Below are 18576 nucleotides of genomic sequence, written 5' to 3'. Positions count from 1 at the left end.
CAAACGCGGCCGGGTACCGCAAGGGAGGTATGGGGGACCGAAGGAGCCGAGCCGGGGGAGTTTCCTTTTCCGTTGGTCGTTCGTGCATCGGGCCCCTCCTTCTTAGGCTTTTGGTGGCCGTGTTACCTCTTCTTTGTGGGTCCGGGCGGGAGCGACATGACTTCCGTGCAATCTGGAGAAGCCGGTGCCGTGGTGCGTTTCTGCAGTGTCTCTTGATTTCCGTTGTCGGACGGTGCTTCTTGCATTGCTACTTCTTCACGGCGCCCCGTAGAGTGCGTCGAGTGGACAGTGATGCTGGTACGTGGTTCCTGAGTCGCGCTGAGCGGGGGAATCTGGCCACAGGTGAGCAAGCGGGTAGTGCCGGGTCGCCGTCCTGGTCGGAGGGCAACCTCGTGCGGCCCCTGATTCATGGAGCCACCTACTTCGCCCGACTGCATGAGGAGCTTATGTCTCTGCATGCGGGAGACAGTGTGTGGTTCACCGACTGGCGTGGCGATGCCGACGAGCGGCTGCTGGCGGACGGACCGTCGATCGGCGATCTGCTCGCGGGGTTGGCTCGCGCGGGAGTGGACGTGCGGGGCCTTGTTTGGAGATCCCACGGCGAGCGCGTGTCAGCCCCGATGAGCGGCCGATCCAACGAGCTCCTAGGTCGTCAGATCAACGAAGCCGGCGGAGAGGTGCTGCTGGATCAGCGAGTACGCTTGTTCGGCTCCCATCACCAAAAATTCTTCGTCATCCGCCATCGTGACAACCCCTCGCGGGACGTCGCGTTCGTTGGCGGGATCGACCTTTGCCACAGCCGTCGAGACGATGCCGATCACGCCGGAGACCCGCAAGCGGTGACCATGGATTCCCGGTACGGGAAACGACCCCCGTGGCACGATGCAGCCCTCGAACTGCGTGGCCCCGTGGTGGGAGATGTGCTCGCAGTGTTCGCTGAACGGTGGAATGACCCACATCCCCTGGACCGACGCACCCCTTACCGGATGCTGCTGCAGCGTCTCGCCCGTATGCCCCGGCACCCCAAGCCGCTCCCGGCCACTGCACCGCCACCACCACCGGCGGGACCTCACGCCGTGCAGCTGCTCTGCACTTACGGTGTGAAACGTCCCCCGTTCCCGTACGCACCTGCCGGAGAGCGCAGCGTTGCCCGCGCCTACGCGAAAGCCTTCGCTCGCGCCCGCTCCCTGATCTACATCGAGGACCAGTACTTGTGGTCGACAGAGGTCGCAGCCGGAATCGCGGAGGCTCTCGAACGGAACCCCGAATTGAACGTGATCGCCGTCGTGCCCCGCTACCCCGACTCCGATGGCCCCCTCGCAGGGCCGCCTAGCCGGATCGGGCAACTGCGCGCCATCAGAATGCTGCGCCGGGTCGCGCCCGACAGGGTCGGCGTGTTCGACCTGGAAAACAGCACCGGAACACCGATCTACGTCCACGCCAAAATCTGCATCATCGACGACACCTGGTTCACCTGCGGCTCAGACAACTTCAACCGCCGATCATGGACCACCGACAGCGAGCTCACCTGCGCCGTACTCGACATGACGGCCGCCGACCGGGAGCCTCCCGGCACAGACACCGGCTACGACGCTCCCCGACTGTTGGCACGCGGGCTCCGCCTCCAACTCTGGGCCGAACACCTGGGCCTGGACCAGAACGATTCCCGACTCCACGACCCGGCGACCGGGCTCGAACTTTGGAACACCACCGCCGACGCTCTCGACCGCTGGCACGAAACTGGCCGCCGCTCGCCCCGACCCACCGGACATGTTCGCCACCACAGTCCAGAACCCGTGTCGGTCCTCCAGCGCCGCTGGGCGGTTCCGATCAGCCGCCTCGTCGTGGACCCAGACGGCCGCCCACACAGGCTGCGCGGCACCACCCAGTTCTAGGCAGGCAACGGTGGTGTAGAGAGGGCCGCACTTTCCTTTGCGTGCGTCGCGATAGATAGCGCCAGGCACGCTTCCATAAATATGCCGGAGACCGCGCTTCGGATCACTGAAGACTGGGGCAGGAACCATGCCCGGACTGACCGGACAACGAACCTTAGTCCTGCAACTGGAACGGGCTATGGGCGCTGGGCCGACAGCTGAGTCTCGGCTCACCAGTTCATTCAGGGGCGGCGGCGCCCCACCCACAGCCCGTGCAGCAGCGGTACCCCTGAGGCGATCATCAGCACGGTGCCGAGCACCGTGTCGTCCGCTCGGACGACGGAACCTGCGATGAGCAGGGCGCCGAATATCAGTGCCGAGGCCGATCGCTTTGCCGTGCGGTTAAGCCGTGCTATCTGCCGTTCGAGGCGCGGGTTGGTCACGGCCAGTGACCCGTCCTCGATTCGAGTGACAAGCCCATCCAGGCGTTTCGGTAGGCGCAGGGCGACCCCGGCGGCGTCGAGCGCCTGCTGAGCCACGTCCTGCACGATGTTGCCGCGCTCGTCGCGCAGCAGCTGCCCTGCATAGGGTTCGACCGAGTCCCACAGGTTGAACCGGGCGTTCAGCGAGCTGCACACACCCGAGGTCAGTGACATCGCACGGATGATGAGCAGGAAGTTCTCCGGGAGCTGGAATGGCAAAGAGCGAACTAGGTCGCCGAACTCTGCCGCGAAATCACGGAACTCCCGCGGGTCCACCTCCCGAAGCTCGGCGAAGCCCATCCCGCCAAACCGGGCGAAGAGGTGAGTCATCGCCCGTTCAAGCTCGGCCGTCTCGGCCGACGGTACCAGCACGCCCACGTCGCTGATCGCGCTCACCAAGCCCTTACCGTCACGCGAGGCGGCCGCGATCAGCAGCTTCCGCAGGCCGTTGCGAGTGGTTGGCGGAACCTCGCCCATCATGCCGAAGTCGATGAACGTCAGCTTCCATGGGCGCTCTGCGGACGAATCGGTAACCGGAGTGACAAAGATATTGCCGGGATGCGGATCGGCGTGGAAAAAGCCGTTCGTGAACAACTGGTCGAACATGACCGACGCGAAAACCGTGGCAACCTGCGCCGGATCGATGCCCGCCGCAAGAAGCGCCTCGGAATCCGTGATCTTGATCGCCGTGACATCTTCGAGGGTGAGCACGCGGCGGCTGGTCCGCTCCCATGCGACGTCGGGCACAGTCATCCTGTCGTCGTCGGCGAAGTCAGCGGCAAAGCGCTCTGCATTCGCTGCCTCATGCAGGTAGTCGATCTCCTCGAGACTGGTTTGCGCAAACTCCTCAACCAGTGCGGGCACGTCGGCACGATCGGACACGAGGCGCACGTGGCTTAGCCAGCCGCCCACTTTGCGTAGCGCAGCCAGGTCGACGTCGACAATCGCGTGGATGCCCGGGCGCTGCACCTTCACGATCACGTTATCGAGCCCGGTGTCGGCGGCATCGGTGTGAAGGAGTTGTGCCCGGTGCGCCTGCCCGAGGGAGGCGGCGGCAATTGGGGTCTCCTCGACCGAGGCGAAAACCTGGTCCAGCGGGGCGCCCAGCTCCGCCTCGGCAAGTGCACGGATTGCGGGGAACGGGACGGGGGGCACCTCGTCCTGCAGTCCCTCAAGCTCCCTGGTGATCTCGGGCGGAAGTACGTCGAGCCTGGACGAAAGGAACTGACCAACCTTGATCATCAGACCGCCCAGGTCCACCGCTAGCGCGTGGAAGTGCTGCGCGAAGCTCCGCATCCTCTTCGCCCGAGTGCGATCGGCAATTCTGCCTAGCCCGACGCGGGGGAGGAGCAGCTCAAACCACCACGTCACCGCGAGATGCCACGCGGCGAAGCGCAGGATACGACGGTAACGGACACGGGTGTCCCCGGCGCCGGGTACCGGATCTGCTCGGTCCCGACGAACCGACGTCACCGCCGTCAGTCCTGGGCGAGGATCGAATACAGCCGACGACGTGCCTCGTCGAGCACCGCCACGGCCTGCTGCACCTGCTCCGGCGAGCCGGTGCGACCCACCTGGGACGCGGCCTGCGCGAGCTCGACGCCGGCTTTGGGCAGTGCCGCAAATCCGGTGCCGGATGCCGGGCCGGTTGACTCCCATGGCGCTGACGCATCGGCGCGCGCTACATCCTCTCGGCCTGCTTCGGTCAGCGAGTAGATCTTGCGGCCGTTGGACTCCTCGGCACGGATGAATCCCTCATCGGCCAGCAGTTGCAGCGTGGGATAGACGGAGCCGGCACTCGGCTTCCAGCTGCCCTTGCTGCGCTCCTCGATTTCACGGATGATCTGATAGCCGTGCATCGGCCGCTCGGCGAGCAGGGCCAGCACCGCCGACCGCACCTCGCCTCGCCCCGCGCGGGTGCCCGAGCGCTTCTCAAACCTTGAACGCAACTCTTCAACGGCCTGCCACATGCCGTCGAAGCTGGGGCCGCCAAATCCGGCCGCCGGGTATGAATTACGCATGCTGCTCTCCTTGGTGAATCGCGAACGATGGTCAACGATACATCCCGATATACGCCAAAACCAGCAGTGCGAGAAGCCGACGGAGTGGGGGCCACGCACGAAGTTCCCGGCAATGCCGTCCACGGAGAATCCGACACCACCTGATGTGTCATGCCTGGGTTTGTGGCGGCCTGGGATACCGCGGCTCGGAAGCCTTTTGCTTTTCGCGTCCCGCGGATAATCTCGGGGCATCCGGACGCGGGGACTACAGCCCCTTATCAACAGGCAGTCGCGGACGGGCAGCACACAACCAACCATCTCCAGCAGCTCTAGGAAAGAAGCAGCTCATGACTGATGACCAGGTGGCAGCGAATCTCAAAGGCATGGATGATCTCGACTTCACCGGTTGGAATAACGCCGACTGGAACGGGGTCTTCGCCCATCACCACACCGACGACGTCCTGGTGGACTGGAAGGGCCAGGAACCCACCCATGGCGTCCAGGAACACATCGACGCCATGAAGGCCTACGTCGAATCTGCCGGTGGCACACCGCCGCAGATCACCTCCCACCCGATCGCCTTCGGCTCCGGCGAGTGGACCTGCGTGATCGGCGAGTTCGAAGGCGGCGGCCGCATGGTGACCGTCGCCAAGTGGAAGGACGGAGCGATCGCCGAGGAATACATCTGGGCATGACCGCCGTATGAGTGAGCGACAGGGGACCCAGCGGCGTGCAAGCCAAGCCGCCGGGTCGCCTTCGATCATGACGACCGGACCTGCGCGGGGCAGCCTAAGTGTATTGTTCCCGGGCGGTGAGCGTTTCTACAGCGTCTCTGTCGCGATCCTCGAGCTTTCGCCCAGCAGGAACGCTACAAATCGTTTCGGGCTTCTGCGCGTTCCTCAGCCAGGTAGAGCTCGTTGCCGTCCGGGTCTGTGAAGAAGGCCAGCTTGACGGGGCCGTCATCGATTATGGACCCGTGGAAGAGCACTCCGTGACTCTCCAGCGTAGAGACCACCTTTTCGATCGGCTCGTCGACGCCGAATCCCACGGTGATTGCGCCGGGAGTGCCCGGAACGGGGCTGCGCGGGCCAGCGGGGTGCAATCCGAGCTGCAGCCCGCCGCCCGCGTCGATGCCGGCCCAATGATTGCCCGCACGGAAGGCCAGGCGCAGGCCCAGGATCTCGGTATAGAACTGCACCGAGCGGTCCATATCGCTCACGTAGATCGTCGCGTTTCCGCCCTTTATCATGTGGGCACTATAGCGCCGATCCCGGCCCAAACCGCTCCCCGCAGCCTCGTTCCGCTCACTCATTGTCGTGCCGGCGGGAGCCGCCGATCAATGAGGCGGCCGGGATGTTGCCTTTCAGTACGCGTGTTGGATGGGAGGTTCAATGGCTAAGCGGGAAGGTCGCCGTTCGACCACCGTCGACAACAAGGTTTGTTCCCGTGACATATGAGGATTCAGGGCCCAGTAGCCACAGCGCCGCGGCCGCAATCTCCTCAGCCAGGGCGAACCGGCCAAGCGGTACGGACGCTTCGTCTCGGGCGCGTTCTTCTTCGTTCGCGAACTCGGCCGCAAGCATGGGAGTATCTGTCGTGCCTGGCGATAGTGCGTTGACCCGGACACTGGCCGGGGCGAGCTCGGCGGCCAAGGATCGCACCATCGACAGGACGCCGCCCTTGGTCGCGGTGTATGCGGTGTAGCCGGCCTGGCCGACGAGGGATAGTTCGCTGGCAGTGCAGACGAGCGATCCGCCGCCGTTGGATGAGAGCGTTCGCGCCGCGGCCCTGGCGAAGTGGAAAGTGCCGGACAGATTCACCCGGATCAGTCTCTGCCAAAGCTCGTCGGACGTTTCGGCGATAGGCGCAACACTGGAGATTCCGGCGGCGTTGAAGGCCCCGCTCAGGGGGCCGAGTTCGGCTTCCGCCCGGGCGAAGGCGCTATCGACCTGCTTGGACTCAGACACGTCGGCTTCGAGGAAGACCACAGCGCCCGACAGTTGGCGTTTTGCGTCATCAAGCAGACGGTCCGGGAGCCCGACTGCCGCAACCTTTGCCCCTTGCGCCAGAAGGGCCCGGGCGGTCGCGAGACCGATGCCGGAGCTGGCGCCGGTGACAAGGTAGGCCTTGTCCTGAAAATGGCTCATGTCTTCTCTTCCCCATTGGTTGTGGCAGGGCGGGCAGTATGCCCCCGGTCACGACTCGGGGGCACATGCCGGAAATTGCCGATTTAGCCTAGATGGCTGATTTAGCCAACGAGCGCACGAGTGTGGTCGTTCAGGAATATTCCGCGGGGGTCGAATTCCCGGCGTACCTGGATGAAGGTGTCAAGCTCCGGGTAGAGACGCTCCAAGCGGTTCCTCGTCATGAAGTGGATCTTGCCCCAGTGTGCACGTGGCGCGAATTCCTGCAGTACGGCATCTGCATCCCGGAAGAAGGGCCAGTAGTCGGTTCCCGGTTCGGTGGTCAGGGTAATGACGGTGGTGTCGCGGCCTTGGAACTGGGACATGTACCCTTCGTCGGCTTTCACCCAGCGAACCTCAACGGGGTACTTCTGGTCGGAATGCTTGGTACGGATCAGGTCCTGGACAGCCTCGACGGCCTCCAGGCCGTGCTCGCTGGGAACAAAGTACTCGAGTTCATGGAACGGTGTGGTGAATCCGCCCGGGTAGATGCGGTACGCCCGGTCCAGCCGGGCGCCCTCCGTGCGGGAAATTTCACGCTCGTCCTGGATCTGGGCGATGTTGTACCGCTTGGTGTAGCTGCGGTTTGCCATGCTCTGGCCCGGCGAACCGGGCAGGTCCAGGAGCTCGCATGAATCGTCGTCCGGGCACCAGAGGAACGAGTAGTGCCTGTTCGCGTCGACGTCGGCCTGCCACGTTGCCGCGGTCTCAGCCCACGAGGGATACGTGATCTCCTCCTGCAGGTAATAGCGGTCCTCGACCGCCAGTTCGACCTCCAGGAAAATTCCAAGCGTCCCCAAAGCGACCTGGGCAGCCTTGAGTTCGCGGAGCTGCCCTTCACCGATTTCGACGATTTCGCCGTAGCCGTTGATCAGCCTGACCCAACGCAGGGCTGATGAGAAGCTGCCCAGGTTCTTTCCGGACCCGTGGGTGCTGGTCGAGAGCGCCCCGGCGATCTGCTGCTTGTCGATGTCGCCCTGGTTGGCCAGTGCCAGCCCCTGCTCCCACAGCGGATCGCCAAAGGCGTTGATGGTGGTGCCGGCCAGGGCCCGCGCGCGGCGCCCCAAGAGGTCGGTTCCGGTGATGGCCGAGAGTGCGGACATGTCCATGAGGACGCCGCCCGTCTGGACAAGCGGCGAGGACGAATGCCCCGAGCCGACTGCGCGTACGGGCAGGCCTTCGCGGATGGCGAACCGGACGGCGTCGAGCGCGTCCTGTTCAGTCCGCGGCCGGACGGTGAAGGCCGGCGTGGCGCTCTGGTTTCCGCCCCAATTGGTCCAGGTTACGTCTGTCCCGAAGGGTGCGGACGGGGTTGCGGCGCGCGCCGACGATGCGGTGTGGGGATGATTCGTGGTGGTCATTGCCGAGCTCCGATGCTGGTCTTAACGCTCATGCGCCGTGGTTGATCATGACGTGCTTGGTCCGGGAGTAATCGTCCAGGGCATACAGCGAGAGGTCGCGGCCGTAGCCGGATCCCTTGAATCCGCCCCACGGAACCTCGCAAGCCAACACCAGGTGTGAATTGACCCAGACGGTGCCGAAGTCGAGTTGTTTCGGAACGCTGAGCGAGAGGCTCGAATCCCGCGTCCATACCGAGGCAGAAAGGCCGTAAGGGCTCTCATTGGCCCGCGTAATGGCCTCTTCCGTGGAACCGAAGGACTCGACGGTGACGACGGGACCAAAGATTTCGTGGGTGGCAATGTGCGCCCCGGCCGGTACGTTGCTGATCACTGTGGGTTCGATGAAGTAGCCGGGGCCTTCCAGAGCGGAGCCGCCGATGGCCACCTGAAGACCGGCAGCCTTGGCCTCCGCGAGCGATTCCTTCACGCGTTCGAAGTGCGGGCGCGAAATCATGGGACCGATTTCGACGTCGTCTCCTGCGCCTGGAGCGCCGACGACGAGCGTGCCGACTTCACGTACCAGGTGCTCAGTGAACTCCTCAGCCACGGATTCGTGGACGAGAACGCGGCAGGCAGCGCCACAGTCCTGGCCGGCATTCCAGAAGCCGGCGTTTCGCACGCCGGCGGCGGCCGCGCGGAGGTCGGCGTCGGGGAAGACAACAACAGGGGCCTTGCCGCCGAGTTCGAGATGGACGCGCTTGACGGATCTGCCCGCCGTCTCCGCCACTGCCTGTCCGCTGACGACGCTCCCCGTCAACGCAACGAGGGCGACATCAGGGTGTTCGGCGAGCCGCTGCCCAACGGTTCGGCCCTGCCCCGTCACGACGTTGAGAATTCCATCTGGGATGCGTCCGGCTACCAGTTCTGCCAGCTTCAGCGTCGACAGCGGAGTCTGTTCCGAAGGCTTGAGGACGATGCTGTTTCCGGCAGCCAGGATGGGCGCGATTTTCCAAGCAGCCATCAGCAGCGGGTAGTTCCACGGGGTGATGACGCCGACGACGCCGACGGGTTCCCTGAGGATGACCGAGGTGTGTCCGGTGGCGTAGTCGCCACCTGCCATGGACGTCAGTGTGCGGGAAGCGCCCGCCATGAATCGGAACGTGTCTATGGTGCTGGAGACATCGTCTTCCGCGACGGTTCGCGGTTTGCCGGTGTTGGCGGACTCGATGATTTCGAAAGCTTCACGGTTGGCTTCAATGATGTTGGCGATCAGGGAGAGCACCTCGGACCGTTCCTTCGGTGTGGTGGCGCCCCAGGACTTCTGGGCCGCCACTGCCGCCTCAACCGCAATGTCCACATCCGCGGCCGTGCCGGCCTGCACGGACGCGATGACCTGCTCCGTGGTGGGGTCTACGACGTCGATGAGGCGAGTCGAGGAACCGGGAACAAACGTTCCGCCGATGAAGTGCCCCGTCGGAGGCAAAACGGGAGGCAAAACGCTGGCGCAGCTTTGTTCCGCGGAGGAGCGTCGGACTGTGAACTGCTCGAGGTGTGTGAGTGCCATGATAGTTAGCCTTTGCTTTCTGCGCCGGTCTCGGCGACGGAGTTTGTGAGGGGAGGGCGTTAGGCCCGGGGGGCTTCAATCAGATCAGCTGCGAATGCGGGCGACTGGAAGGCGGCCGCTTCAGACTTCCTCCGGAACATCCGCGCCGCAAAGTAGTACAGGGGTGCAACGACCACCAGGCCAGCAATCCAGGAGAGGTCCACGCCATTCATCGCTGCGGCAATAGGACCTGTGAACATCGCTGTTGCCGAGAACGGCACCTGGACCAGGGCGCCGGCAACATAGGCTCCGATCGCCACCCAGTTGAACCTTCCGTACACCCCGCCGTCGCGCTTGAAGAAGTCTTCAACCCTGTAGTCGCCGTGCCGCAGGAGGTAGTAGTCCACCAGGTTGATGGCTGTCCAAGGAACCAGGACGTACATCAGGAAGGACAGGAAGTTCGTGTAGAAGAAGATGAAATTGTCGCGGGCGAACAGCGCGATCAGGAGGGCGACGGTGAAGAGGAGGATCGCCGCTATGGTCCGGGTCTTGGCATGGGGCAACCAAGTCGGCCTGAACGTCTGCCCAATGGTGAGGGTGCACAGGACTCCGCAGTAGAGGTTCATGGCGTTCGACGCTGCAACGCCAAGGCAGAAGATTCCGATGACTGCCATGGTCCATGGCTGGAGCAGTGCTCCCAGGCTCCCGACTATTTCGACGTTGCTGCCATCGTTGATCAGTGACAGGGCGAGCGTTCCCACCAAGGCACCCAAGACCATCGGGAAGAGTGTTCCCAAGACGCAGCCTGAGTAGGATGCCCAGAACGCCGGTGCCGAGCCGGTGCCCTGAGGCATGTAGCGGGAGTAGTCCGAGACGTAGGGAGCATAGGCGAGCTGCCAGAGGGCGGAGACGGAGATGGTGGCCATGAAGCCCACCCAGTTGAAGTTTCCCTGGTCTAGGAAGCTGGCCGGCAATCCGTCGACGGCCAGGACCCAGACGAAGGCCAGCACCAGCGCCAGACCGGCCACGACGCTCAAGAAGCGTGCATAGGCGTGGATGAGCCGGTAGCCGAAGATGGTGGCAACGACGCTCACGACGCCAATGACAATGATGCCTGCGTCAACGCTGATGCCTGGGTTGACTGCGGCCAGCGCTTCGCCGCCAAAGACGAGGTTCGCAGCGAAAAACCCGACGTACATGACCACCACGATCACAACGATCAGCAGCGCCCCGTACGAACCGAACTGGCCGCGGGTCTGAATCATCTGCGCCACGCCCAGCTGCGGACCTTGGGCCGAATGCAGGGCCATGAAGATGCCACCGACAAGATTCCCAATGATGATTCCGACGATGGCGGGCACAAAGCTGAGCCCGAACACCGTTGTCGCGAGTCCGCCGGTCACGATGGTCATGATCATGATGTTGGAACCGAACCAGATGGTGAAAAGGTCCCGGGCTTTGCCGTGGCGTTCGTCGGCGGGGATGGGTTGGATGGTCTTGTCTTCGAGCCGGGGCACCTCGCCCGCGGCGACGGGAGTGGTTCGAGTGCTCATGATGCGCTCCAGGAGGCTGCTTGCAGTTCACGGACGGGGTTGGTGGAGGCCTTGCTGCGGTTGACCATCAGTGCGAGCAGGTCGAAGACGAGGGTGGCCGCGGCGACTGTGGTGATGTCTGCGTGGTCGTAGGCCGGGGCGACCTCGACGACGTCGGCGCCCACAATGTTGATGCCGTTGAGTCCGCGGAGCAGTGCCAGGAGTTCGCGGGAGTGGAGCCCGCCCATTTCGGGGGTACCAGTGCCGGGCGCGTATGCCGGGTCCAGGACGTCGATGTCGATGGAGACGTAGACCGGGGTGTCGCCGAGCCGCTCCTTGACCTGCGCGATGGCTGCCGGGACGCCGATGACGTCAAGGTCCGAGCAGCGGATGATCTGGAAACCGAATTCGTGGTCGCGGAGGAAGTCGTTGCGATCATAGACAGGCCCGCGGATGCCGACGTGCATGGACTTGTCTTCGACCAGGAGGCCTTCCTCGAATGCTCGACGGAAGATGGTTCCGTGGGTGACCGGCTGATCGAAGTAGGTGTCCCACGTGTCCAGGTGGGCGTCGAAGTGCAGCAAAGCCACGGGTCCGTGGACCTTGTTCAAAGCCCGCAGCATCGGGAGGGCGATGGTGTGGTCGCCGCCGATCGAGATGAGCCTCTTGTCCTCACTGATCAGGGGCAGTGCCTGCTCTTCGATTTCGCGGACTGCCCGCGTGATGTCGTAAGGGGTGCAGGCGATGTCGCCGGCGTCCACAACCTGCGCTTCATAGACAGGTTCAACATCCAGTTCGGGGTGGTATCCGGGACGCAGAAGCCGGGAGGCTTCGCGGACTGCGGCAGGTCCGAATCGGGCGCCGGGCCGGAAGGAGGTTCCGCCGTCGAACGGTACGCCGACGATCGCAATGTCGTAGTCCGGAACGCGGTCGATTTGGGGAAGCCTGGCGAACGTGCCGAGGCCTGCATACCGGGGGACTTTTGTTGCGTCGACGGGGCCGATGGGCTTGTGCGTTGTCATGCGGAGATCCTTCGATTGCTGGGCTGCCGTGCGGTGACGCCGGCGGCGTTTCGGTGGGGGAGGCGCTGGTCGCTCGCCGTAGAGCGGGAAGTAAGTAATTCAATTCTTAGTGACGCGCATCACGGCGTATAGCGGTAGATTGACTACAAATGGCCGAGGCTCTTATACATATGTCTAAGGGTGTCTAGATGGTCGGAAACCAAGGAGCTGGGAGCGCAATTCCATGGCAATTACAGTGGCCGAGCTCTTGGCGGAACCCCAGCTGGGACTCACCCTTCTGGCCGGATCCGCAGGTAACCACAACCGGATCACGTGGGCCCACACCTCTGATTTGCCGAGACTGTGGGAATGGGTCACCGGCGGCGAGCTGATGATGACCAATGGCCTGTCCATCCCGGCCGAAGCTGCTGGGCAGGTTGCGCTCGCCGAGGCGCTGGTGGATGCGGGCGCCGGTGCGCTGGCCATCGGAGCGCAGATGCACGCGCCGGAGCTGATGCCGGAGTTCCTGGCTGCTTGTGAACGGCTGCCGCTGCCGCTGATCAACGTGCCCTACCCGCTGCCCTTCATCGCCATCGCCAGAACTGTGGCTGAATCTTCCCTGTTGGAGGAATCGCGGCGCCTGCGCCAGACCGCCCGCATTTACGACCTGCTCCGCACTGCTGGAACTTCCGAGGACCCCTTGCAAGGCCTTCTTCTGGGCCTCGGGGCTGAGCTCGATGCAGATCTGTTCGTCGTGGACCGGCGTTGCCTTCATCCGTGGCATCCGGACGGCCAGCCGCTGCCGGATTTCCTGCAGGCGGAATTGGCCCAGCTGACGGGGCGAATCTCCTTGGCCGGGAAGAAGTTCCAGTGGCATCGGCTTCACGGCAGGCACGTGTTGATGATGGATATCCCCACGCACGCCAATGCGCTCCTGGTGGTGCTGCCCAACAACGACCCCGTCCCGGACGCCGTCGTGCTCCTGCATGCGGCAACGGTGCTGGGGCTGGAACTTTCACGAAAGGTCCTGTCCCTGGAAAGCGAGCACCGTCTGGCGAGCGAATTCCTGCTGCAAGCGGTCGACGGTCGCCTGGGAACGGCGGAACTGGAGAGTCGGCTCACGGCTTTTGATGTTCCGGCCGAGGATTTCTTGGTGGTGTCGATATCGGCCGACCACGGCGAGCGGCTGGGGAACGTCCACGTCGAACTGTGGCGCCACGGTTTTCCGGCCGCTTGCCTGCGGCGCTTCAACACACTTCATGTGGCGGTGTCCGCTGCGGTAACGGACGATATTTTGATCCACTGCGCGGGTCCCGACGTCCGGATCGGCATCAGCTCGCCGACGTCTGCGCCCGGGATCCAGCGTGCGTTGCAGGAGTCGCTGTGGGCACTCGGCTCGGCCAAGGGCAACGCCCTGAATCTGGCCCGCTACGCCGAGGGCGCCTCGTGGCTGGGGCTCACGAGCTTCGAGGAAGGGACCGCGTTGGTAGAGCGGCTGCTGGGTCCGATCTTCGCTTACGAACAGAGCCAGGAAGGCGATCTCCTCGTGACGTTAAGGACCTATCTCGATACGCAGAGATCGTGGCAAAAGACCGCGGCGGCGCTCTTCGCCCACCGGCAAACCGTCATCTACAGAATCCGAAAAATCAGCGAATTGACGGGTCTGGACATGACCGAAACGTCCACTTTGGCTCAGCTTTGGTTTGCGCTTCAAATCCATGAGGCGATGCATAAGTAGGCCGCGAATCCGGCGAACCGGGCGCCGCGGCCGCCCGGTTCGCTCCATGAAGGGGCAGACGTCGTCCTCTTGCGTGGGGCAGGGGAACCGGCTACTGTGTGAATCGCGTCACTTCCGAGTGGCGCAAACGCTTTTGATCTGCGGCGGGAGAGTCCTGCCGGTACATCCAGTCAGGCGCCGTAGGAGCAAATCCTCCCCAGGAATCTCTCAGGCCCATGTACCGCCGCGGCGAGGCAACTCTGGAAAGCAGCCCGGATAACCGGGCTCACCGACGGTGCAAGCGGGCAACCACGTCTGCGGAATCTCTCAGGTCCAATACAGAGCGGGGAGGAACCCACATCATCGCGGCGCTCACAGGGCGCCTGAATCATGGAGTTCCTCTTGACTGTTCAATCAACCCCCACCGCCTTCGCGGACCGGCATATCGGCGCCCGGCGCCAGGCCGATGTTGACACCATGCTCAAGGCTATCGGCTACGACTCTGTCGATGGACTGGTGGATGTCGCCGTCCCCGAATCCATCCGCCAGGAGACTGCGCTCAGCCTGGGCAACGCGCTTAGCGAGGTCGAGGTCCTGGCCGAGCTTCGCCGGCTCGCCTCCAAAAACAAGACTGCCGTCCAGATGATCGGCCAGGGCTACTACGGCACCCACACGCCGGCCGTGATCCGCCGCAACATCCTCGAAGCCCCGGCCTGGTACACCGCGTACACCCCGTACCAGCCCGAAATCTCCCAGGGCCGCCTCGAAGCACTCCTGAACTTCCAGACCATGGTCCAGGACCTCACCGCACTCCCCGTGGCTAACGCCTCCCTGCTTGACGAAGCCACCGCAGTTGCCGAGGCCGTGCTGCTGATGCGCCGCGCCAACAAGTCCGCAGGACAGAAAGCAGGCGCCGCTGCGGGGAAGACTGTGCTGGACGCCGATTGCCTGCCGCAGACTATTGCCATCGTGAAGGGCCGCGCCGAGGCACTTGGCTTCGAGGTCGAGATCGCGGACCTGTCCACGGGCCTGCCCGGCGGCGTCATCAACGGCGTCGTCCTGCAGCAGCCCGGCGTCTCCGGCCGCGTGTTCGACCACTCCGCCGTCATCGCCGAAGCCAAGGAACGCGGTGCGCTCGTCACCGTGGCCGCCGACCTGTTGGCGCTGACCCTCATCACGCCTCCGGGCGAGCAGGGCGCCGACATCGCCGTCGGATCCGCCCAGCGCTTGGGCGTGCCGCTGTTCTTCGGCGGCCCCCACGCGGCCTACATGGCCGTGCGCGAAGGCATGGAGCGCACGCTTCCCGGCCGCATCGTCGGCGTCTCGAAAGACACGACCGGCCGCCAGGCCTACCGGCTGGCCCTGCAGACCCGCGAGCAGCACATCCGCCGCGAAAAGGCGACCTCCAACATCTGCACGGCCCAGGCACTGCTGGCCATCGTCTCCTCGATGTACGCGGTCTACCACGGCCCCGAGGGCCTCAAGGCGATAGCCGAAACGGTCCATGGCTGCGCCCGTACCCTTGCCACCGCGCTCAAGACGGCCGGCCGCGAGCTCGTTTCCGAGTCCTTCTTCGACACCCTCACCGTCCGCGTCCCCGGCAAGGCCCGCAATGTCATCGCCGCCGCCGAGGCACGCGGCATAAACCTGCGCGTCATCGACGCCGACACCGTCGGAGTCTCCGTCGATGAGACGACGACGCCGGAGGTCCTCTCGGCGGTGGCCGTCGCCTTTGGTGCCGGCCCGGTGGGCGCCGTGGCCGGGTTCGAACTGCCCGCCGCGGTTGTCCGGACGTCCGATTTCCTCCAGCACCCCGTGTTCAACACGCATCGTTCCGAGACGCAGCTGCTGCGCTATATCCGCAAGCTGTCCGACCGTGACCTCGCGCTTGACCGGACGATGATCCCGCTGGGTTCGTGCACCATGAAGCTGAACGCCACCGCCGAGATGGAAGCCATTTCCTGGCCCGAGTTCGCCTCGATCCACCCGTTCGCTCCGGACTCCCAAACGGCAGGCTGGCGCGAATTGATTGAAGGGCTGGAAGCTGACCTTACCGAGATCACGGGTTATGACCAGGTGTCCATTCAGCCCAACGCCGGTTCCCAGGGTGAGCTGGCAGGCCTGCTGGCGATCCGCGGCTACCACCGTTCCCGCGGCGACTTCCATCGCAACGTGTGCCTCATTCCGGCTTCGGCCCACGGTACGAACGCTGCGTCGGCTGTGCTGGCCGGCATGAAGGTTGTGGTTGTGGCCACGGCTGCGGACGGCACGATCGATGACAATGACCTCAAGGCCAAGATCGAGGCCAACAAGGACGTCCTCTCGGCGATCATGATCACGTATCCGTCCACGCACGGCGTGTATGACGCCGATGTCCGCGAGGTTTGCGATGCCATCCACGAGGCCGGCGGCCAGGTATATGTCGATGGCGCCAACCTGAATGCGCTCGTGGGCCTGGCCCAACCGGGCAAGTTCGGCGGGGATGTGTCCCACCTGAACCTGCACAAGACCTTCTGCATCCCGCATGGCGGCGGCGGACCTGGCGTCGGCCCGGTCGCGGCCAAGGCCCACCTGGCACCGTTCATGCCCGGCGATGCCAACACGGCCGCTCACGATTCTTCGTCGGGGACCGGTGTTGCAATCTCCGCGTCGCGCTACGGCTCGGCCGGCGTCCTGCCGATTTCCTGGGCGTACGTGAAGCTCATGGGTGGCCAGGGCCTGACCGAAGCAACCAAGTCCGCGCTGCTGGCTGCGAACTACATCGCCTCCCGCCTGGATGAGCACTTTCCCGTCCTCTACACCGGGGTGGGTGGGCTCGTGGCCCACGAGTGCATCCTGGACCTGCGCGAACTGACGGCCAAGACCGGTATCACCGCAGAGGATGTGGCCAAGCGCCTGATCGACTTCGGTTTCCATGCCCCCACGCTGGCGTTCCCGGTGGCGGGCACCTTGATGGTGGAACCGACGGAGTCCGAGGACCTCGTGGAAATCGACCGCTTCATCGAAGCGATGATCACCATCCGGGCAGAGATCGAACAGGTCGCCAACGGTGATTTCACAGTGGAGAACTCGCCGCTGCGCAACGCGCCGCACACGGCTGCCGCCGTCGTGAGTTCTGAATGGCACCGTGAGTATCCGCGAGAGCAGGCCGTCTTCCCGGTGTCCTCGCTGAAGCAGGACAAGTACTTCCCGCCGGTCGGACGGATCGACGGCGCAGCCGGAGACCGCAACCTCGTGTGCTCCTGCCCACCCCTCGAAACGTTCGAGGACTAAGGACTGACCCAATGACCGAAAAGTACACCGCTCTCTACGAGCAGCACAAAAAGGCCGGCGCTTCCTTCACGGACTTCGGCGGCTGGCAGATGCCCCTTAAGTACGACTCCGAACTCGCTGAGCACCACGCGGTACGTAACGCCGCCGGCCTGTTCGACCTGTCCCACATGGGCGAGGTCTGGGTCAGTGGCCCGGACGCGGCCGCTTTCCTGGACTACGCACTTGTGGGGAAACTGTCGGCGGTCGCCGTCGGCAGGGCGAAGTACTCGCTGATCTGCAACACCGACGGCGGCATCATCGACGACCTCATTTCGTACCGCCGCGCTGAGGACAAGTACCTGGTGGTCCCCAACGCGGGCAACGCCAGGGTGGTAGCCGCGGCTCTGGTCGAACGGGCTGGTTCTGCCCAAGAAGGCGGGTTCGACGTCGTCGTGGAGGACGCCTCCGCCGAGACCTCGCTGATCGCCGTTCAGGGCCCCCACGCAGAGGCCATACTGCTGACCCTCGTCCCGGCCGAGCAGCACGCGCTGGTCACCGAACTGAAGTACTACGCCGCTCTCGAGGTAGGGCTCACCGTCAACGGCACTGCCCAGGACCTGCTGATTGCCCGCACCGGCTATACCGGTGAGGACGGCTTCGAGATCTACATCCCGAACGTGGATGCGGCAGGACTGTGGGAGGCATTGCTGGAAACCGGTGCCGGCCACGGCCTCATCCCCGCCGGCCTCGCTGCCCGGGATTCCCTGCGCCTCGAAGCCGGAATGCCGCTCTACGGAAACGAGCTCTCCCGTTACGTCAACGCCTACGCCGCCGGCCTGGGCCCGGTTGTCTCGCTCGCCAAGGAAAGCGACCTCGTGGGCAAGGACGCACTGGCGGCGATCAAGGCTGCCGGGGTCGGAACCACCGTCGGCCAAAAACTCGTGGGCCTCAAGGGGCTGGGACGCCGGGCCGCCCGAGCCCACTACTCCGTCCTGAAGAGCGGCAGGCTCATCGGCGAAGTGACCTCGGGCCAGCCAAGCCCCACCCTGGGCTATCCCGTCGCGCTGGCCTATGTCGACGTCGAGCACGCCGAACCCGGCACCCTCGTCGACGTCGACCTCCGCGGCAAGCCGGAGCCCTTCGAAGTTGTCGCCCTTCCGTTCTACAAGCGGGACAAGTAAGTCCCGCTTGTAGAACGGGTGCCTCGGCGTACCCGGCTCCGGTCCCGGCGGGCCCCTCTCGGGAGCTCACTGTCGGTGATTGAGCCTTTCGAAACCAAACACAAAAGTCTAAGGATTGCGAAACATGAGCAAAGTAGTTGCTGAACTGAAGTATTCGGCCGAGCACGAATGGGTTGCCTCGGATGGGGCTGGGCCCGTGGGAATCGGGATTTCCGCGGTTGCTGCGGACGCCCTGGGCGATATCGTCTACGTGGATCTGCCCGAGGTTGGCTCGAGGGTGACCGCGGGGGAGACGTGCGGTGAGGTTGAGTCGACCAAGTCGGTCTCTGATCTGTACTCGCCGGTCACGGGTGAGGTGACCGAGATCAACGACGCTGTTGTCTCCGATCCCGCGCTGATCAACTCCGACCCGTACGGGGCCGGCTGGCTGTTCAAGGTCGCCGCGGAGTCCGAGGGCCCGCTGCTCTCGGC

Annotated in this window: 15 protein-coding genes and 1 riboswitch; of the genes, 6 read left to right on the top strand and 9 right to left on the bottom strand. The window is 64.4% G+C overall.

Features of this window, described 5'->3' with window-relative positions; all coding sequences use genetic code 11:
- Positions 1–644 precede the first annotated feature (644 nt).
- The gene (locus BLQ10_RS23160; protein WP_368086528.1) at positions 645–959 is read right to left on the bottom strand and encodes a hypothetical protein; all 315 of its coding nucleotides are present in this window, start codon (positions 957–959) and stop codon (positions 645–647) included.
- 141 nt (positions 960–1100) lie between these two features.
- On the opposite strand from BLQ10_RS23160, the gene BLQ10_RS22860 reads away from it, so the two are divergent.
- A complete protein-coding gene (locus tag BLQ10_RS22860) occupies positions 1101–1895 on the top strand; it encodes a phospholipase D-like domain-containing protein (RefSeq protein WP_254785673.1) in 795 nt (264 codons plus the stop codon).
- A 221-nt stretch (positions 1896–2116) separates the two neighbouring features.
- On the opposite strand, the gene BLQ10_RS18940 is transcribed toward BLQ10_RS22860, so the two are convergent.
- Together BLQ10_RS18940 and BLQ10_RS18935 are read right to left on the bottom strand one after the other, a co-directional pair.
- Complete coding sequence (locus BLQ10_RS18940; protein ID WP_091564563.1) at positions 2117–3829, bottom strand: ABC1 kinase family protein; 1713 nt, start codon at positions 3827–3829, stop codon at positions 2117–2119.
- Positions 3830–3834: 5 nt separating this feature from the next.
- Positions 3835–4377 (bottom strand): PadR family transcriptional regulator, encoded by a 543-nt coding sequence (locus BLQ10_RS18935; protein ID WP_091564562.1) that lies wholly within the window; start codon positions 4375–4377, stop codon positions 3835–3837.
- 326 nt (positions 4378–4703) lie between these two features.
- Here BLQ10_RS18935 and BLQ10_RS18930 point away from each other — a divergent pair, with 326 nt between their 5' ends.
- Complete coding sequence (locus BLQ10_RS18930; protein WP_091564561.1) at positions 4704–5051, top strand: nuclear transport factor 2 family protein; 348 nt, start codon at positions 4704–4706, stop codon at positions 5049–5051.
- A gap of 173 nt (positions 5052–5224) precedes the next feature.
- Here the strand turns inward: BLQ10_RS18930 and BLQ10_RS18925 are convergent, their stop codons facing one another.
- The 6 genes from BLQ10_RS18925 to speB all read right to left on the bottom strand — a co-directional run bounded on the left by BLQ10_RS18925 (position 5225) and on the right by speB (position 11976).
- Positions 5225–5605 (bottom strand): VOC family protein, encoded by a 381-nt coding sequence (locus tag BLQ10_RS18925; RefSeq protein ID WP_175558696.1) that lies wholly within the window; start codon positions 5603–5605, stop codon positions 5225–5227.
- A gap of 139 nt (positions 5606–5744) precedes the next feature.
- Positions 5745–6503, bottom strand: a complete 759-nt coding sequence (locus BLQ10_RS18920; RefSeq protein WP_091564559.1) for an SDR family NAD(P)-dependent oxidoreductase — start codon at positions 6501–6503, stop codon at positions 5745–5747.
- Between the two features lie 101 nt (positions 6504–6604).
- On the bottom strand, positions 6605–7900 hold the full coding sequence (locus BLQ10_RS18915; protein WP_091564558.1) for a D-arabinono-1,4-lactone oxidase: 1296 nt from the start codon (positions 7898–7900) through the stop codon (positions 6605–6607).
- A 28-nt stretch (positions 7901–7928) separates the two neighbouring features.
- A complete protein-coding gene (locus BLQ10_RS18910) occupies positions 7929–9443 on the bottom strand; it encodes an aldehyde dehydrogenase family protein (RefSeq protein ID WP_254785664.1) in 1515 nt (504 codons plus the stop codon).
- A 59-nt stretch (positions 9444–9502) separates the two neighbouring features.
- Positions 9503–10975: a purine-cytosine permease family protein gene (locus tag BLQ10_RS18905; protein ID WP_091564556.1), complete on the bottom strand. Its 1473-nt coding sequence runs from the start codon at positions 10973–10975 to the stop codon at positions 9503–9505.
- The gene (gene speB, locus BLQ10_RS18900) at positions 10972–11976 is read right to left on the bottom strand and encodes an agmatinase (protein ID WP_091564555.1); all 1005 of its coding nucleotides are present in this window, start codon (positions 11974–11976) and stop codon (positions 10972–10974) included. Before speB ends, BLQ10_RS18905 begins: the two co-directional genes overlap by 4 nt.
- A 223-nt stretch (positions 11977–12199) precedes the next feature.
- Here speB and BLQ10_RS18895 point away from each other — a divergent pair, with 223 nt between their 5' ends.
- The 4 genes from BLQ10_RS18895 to gcvH form a co-directional block, all read left to right on the top strand.
- Positions 12200–13693 carry a PucR family transcriptional regulator gene (locus BLQ10_RS18895; protein ID WP_091564554.1) on the top strand — a complete coding sequence of 498 codons (1494 nt, stop codon included), beginning with the start codon at positions 12200–12202 and terminating at the stop codon, positions 13691–13693.
- A gap of 134 nt (positions 13694–13827) precedes the next feature.
- Positions 13828–13926: riboswitch (glycine riboswitch) on the top strand.
- Between the two features lie 148 nt (positions 13927–14074).
- Positions 14075–16945 (top strand): aminomethyl-transferring glycine dehydrogenase, encoded by a 2871-nt coding sequence (gene gcvP, locus BLQ10_RS18890; RefSeq protein WP_091564626.1) that lies wholly within the window; start codon positions 14075–14077, stop codon positions 16943–16945.
- Between the two features lie 11 nt (positions 16946–16956).
- Positions 16957–18105, top strand: coding sequence for a glycine cleavage system aminomethyltransferase GcvT (gene gcvT, locus BLQ10_RS18885; protein WP_091564553.1), 1149 nt, complete (start codon positions 16957–16959; stop codon positions 18103–18105).
- 124 nt (positions 18106–18229) lie between these two features.
- A partial coding sequence (gene gcvH, locus BLQ10_RS18880; protein ID WP_091564552.1) for a glycine cleavage system protein GcvH occupies positions 18230–18576 on the top strand: 347 nt, incomplete at its 3' end.

Origin of the sequence: Arthrobacter sp. ok362, from assembly GCF_900102785.1 — a bacterium.
Taxonomy (GTDB): domain Bacteria; phylum Actinomycetota; class Actinomycetes; order Actinomycetales; family Micrococcaceae; genus Arthrobacter.
This window is presented reverse-complemented; position numbering and strand designations above follow the sequence as displayed.

Bases quoted from the DNA above. Each gene is read 5' to 3' on its own strand.
- BLQ10_RS18910 (WP_254785664.1), bottom strand. From the start codon at position 9,443: ATGGCACTCACACACCTCGAGCAGTTCACAGTCCGACGCTCCTCCGCG.
- BLQ10_RS18895 (WP_091564554.1), top strand. From the start codon at position 12,200: ATGGCAATTACAGTGGCCGAGCTCTTGGCGGAACCCCAGCTGGGACTC.
- BLQ10_RS18930 (WP_091564561.1), top strand. From the start codon at position 4,704: ATGACTGATGACCAGGTGGCAGCGAATCTCAAAGGCATGGATGATCTC.
- gcvT (WP_091564553.1), top strand. From the start codon at position 16,957: ATGACCGAAAAGTACACCGCTCTCTACGAGCAGCACAAAAAGGCCGGC.
- speB (WP_091564555.1), bottom strand. From the start codon at position 11,976: ATGACAACGCACAAGCCCATCGGCCCCGTCGACGCAACAAAAGTCCCC.
- BLQ10_RS23160 (WP_368086528.1), bottom strand. From the start codon at position 959: ATGTGGGTCATTCCACCGTTCAGCGAACACTGCGAGCACATCTCCCAC.
- BLQ10_RS18925 (WP_175558696.1), bottom strand. From the start codon at position 5,605: ATGATAAAGGGCGGAAACGCGACGATCTACGTGAGCGATATGGACCGC.
- BLQ10_RS18920 (WP_091564559.1), bottom strand. From the start codon at position 6,503: ATGAGCCATTTTCAGGACAAGGCCTACCTTGTCACCGGCGCCAGCTCC.
- BLQ10_RS18915 (WP_091564558.1), bottom strand. From the start codon at position 7,900: ATGACCACCACGAATCATCCCCACACCGCATCGTCGGCGCGCGCCGCA.
- BLQ10_RS18905 (WP_091564556.1), bottom strand. From the start codon at position 10,975: ATGAGCACTCGAACCACTCCCGTCGCCGCGGGCGAGGTGCCCCGGCTC.
- BLQ10_RS18935 (WP_091564562.1), bottom strand. From the start codon at position 4,377: ATGCGTAATTCATACCCGGCGGCCGGATTTGGCGGCCCCAGCTTCGAC.